The sequence below is a fragment of the Pseudomethylobacillus aquaticus genome, assembly GCF_003730115.1.
Taxonomy (GTDB): domain Bacteria; phylum Pseudomonadota; class Gammaproteobacteria; order Burkholderiales; family Methylophilaceae; genus Pseudomethylobacillus; species Pseudomethylobacillus aquaticus.
The window spans coordinates 1-2,292 of the sequence record NZ_RJVP01000015.1 but is presented as its reverse complement, the minus strand read 5'-3'; the positions used below and the strand labels follow the sequence as shown (position 1 = coordinate 2,292).

Here is a 2,292-nt window from a genome sequence, read left to right as displayed (position 1 = left end):
TCTGCTTCACCGTCGAAGCCAGTTCTTCCATGCTGGAGGCCGTCTCTTCCAGGCTGGAGGCCTGCTCTTCCGTCCGCTGCGACAGGTCGTTGTTCCCCGCCGCGATCTCGTTCGCCGCCGTGTTGATCTGCTGGGCCGCATCTTTCATCAGCACGATGGGTTCCACGATGAGTTGCAAGGTGTTGTTGATGATGTCCACGATGCGGCGGAAATCGCCTTCATGGCGGCCGGCATCGGCGCGCACCATGACATCACCCGAGGCGGCGGCTTCGGACAGCATCTGCGCATCGGCCGTCAGGCGCTTGAGGTTGCCACGCACCTGCTCGATGGTGTCGTTGATGAAGGCTTTCTTGCCCGGGAAGGTTTCCAGCGGGGCATCGAAATTACCGGCACCGAATTCTGCCACACAGGCCATGGCCTTGCGGTTGAGATCGATGTGGCCTTGCACCATGTCGTTGATGCTCTTCATGAGCACGGCATAATCGCCCTTGAACAGATGGTGATGCAGCTGTTGTTCGATCTCGCCCTTCTCGTGCTCGCTGCTGACCCAGTGGATGGAATCGACCACACCCTTGAGGTTGCCGCGCACCTTTTCGATGGAACGGTTGATACTGGCAAGCTGACCAGGGAAGCTTTCCAGTGGCGTGTCGAACACGCCGTTGCCGAAGCCCTGCACACAGGCCATGATTTTCTGGTTGAGTGCAATATGCATGGCCACCATCTCGTTGACGCCTTGCGCCATGCGCTGGTACTCACCAGCATAGCGGTCGGCTTCGATACGGGTGTCCACTTCGCCGGCCTGATGCTGCGCGGACAATGCCTGCATATCCGCCAGCAGGCTCTTGATGTTGTGACGCAAGCCCTCCACGCCCTCGTTGATGAACGCCAGCTCGCCCGGGAACGTTTCCAGCGGGGCATCGAAATCACCCACTGCAAACTGGCTCAGACATGCTGTCACCTTGTGCAGCAGTGCTTGCTGGCTGTCTGCCATCTGATTGACCTGCATGGCCATGGCACGGTAACTGCCGTGGTACTGGTCACTGGCGATGCGTGCCGCCGTATTGCCCTGGCGGTTCTGGCGCATCACCTCGGTCTGCTCGGCGATCACCGCCTGCAGGGTGCCCTGCATCTTGTGCATGGCCGCCAGCAAGCTGTGCTGATCGCCTGCACGCAAGCTAATCGGTGTATCCAGCTGTCCGGCTGCAATGCGGTTGGCCACCGTCACCGCCGCACTGGGTTCACCGCCCAGCTGGGCCAGCAACTTGCGCAGCAGGTAAAGACCAAACACAATCAGGGTCAACGTCATGACCACACTCACCAGCAAGGAGGTCAGCTTGGCCTCCTCGTAGGCGCGCTCAGCCAGCGCTGCATGTTGCAAGCCAAGCGCGCGGTTATGTTCGCTGAAACGGTGGATGGCATCGTTGGCCTGGTTGGCCGTGGTGGCGATCTCGATATAGCGTTCGCGTGCCAGCTCGAACGCGTTCTGACGCGACGCTTCCAGGATAGCCTCCATCTTGCCGTAGTAAGCCCCTATCCAGCGCGTCACTTCGGCCATCATCACGCGCTCCTGCTCCGAGCTGATGAGCGGGCGGTAGGTGGCCAGATCCTGTGCCAGCTTCTGCTGCAAAGCAGTGATCTCCTGCTCTGCGGCCTGTTTGTCAGCGGCCTCGGTATACAGCATGTGTCGCGAGACACGGATGCGCAGGGTGTTGAAATCCAGCTGCAAGGCGGTCAAGGCCGTGTTGCGTGGCATGCTGCTGACGTTGGCATAGTTGGCGCCTTCGAACACACGCTGGGTCTGGAAGTAGCTGAAACCCGTCATGGCGACAAAGCCCAGGCTCGCCAGGACAATCAGGGCATAGATACGCTTGCTGACCGACATTGTTTTCTCCACCTTGCTGTTTTTATTGATGCGTGATGATTGATGAGGCGGACCGGCCATCGTGCTGCGTGCTTGATGACCGGGCCTGTCTCTAAGCCTGGATTAGGGCCAGGTTTAGAACTCTTCCCACTCGCTGTCATGCGTGCCGGTACGGGCCACTGCCTTCACCGGTTTTGCCGATTGTGGCTTGACCGAGGCAGGCTTGCGGGCCGGGGATCTCATGCTGGCCACCGGGGTGCTGCTCTTGATCCCGGACATGCCGCCTACCTGGCCATCTGCGATACCATCCACCTTGAACACGCTGACCGCCTCCATCAGCTGGTTGGCCTGCTCCACCAGCGATTCCGCCGCCGCGGCCGCCTCTTCCACCAAGGCCGCGTTCTGCTGCGTCACCTCGTCCATCTGCGTCA

General features: G+C 60.3%; 1 protein-coding gene and 1 pseudogene. Both read right to left on the bottom strand.

Going from position 1 to position 2,292, the window contains the following annotated elements; translation table 11 throughout:
* Window positions 1-1,882 (bottom strand): MCP four helix bundle domain-containing protein (locus ED236_RS12290; RefSeq protein WP_162299629.1); only part of this gene is annotated, 1,882 nt, incomplete at its 3' end.
* 114 nt (window positions 1,883-1,996) lie between these two features.
* Window positions 1,997-2,292: pseudogene (locus ED236_RS12285) on the bottom strand (methyl-accepting chemotaxis protein); the annotation flags it as partial.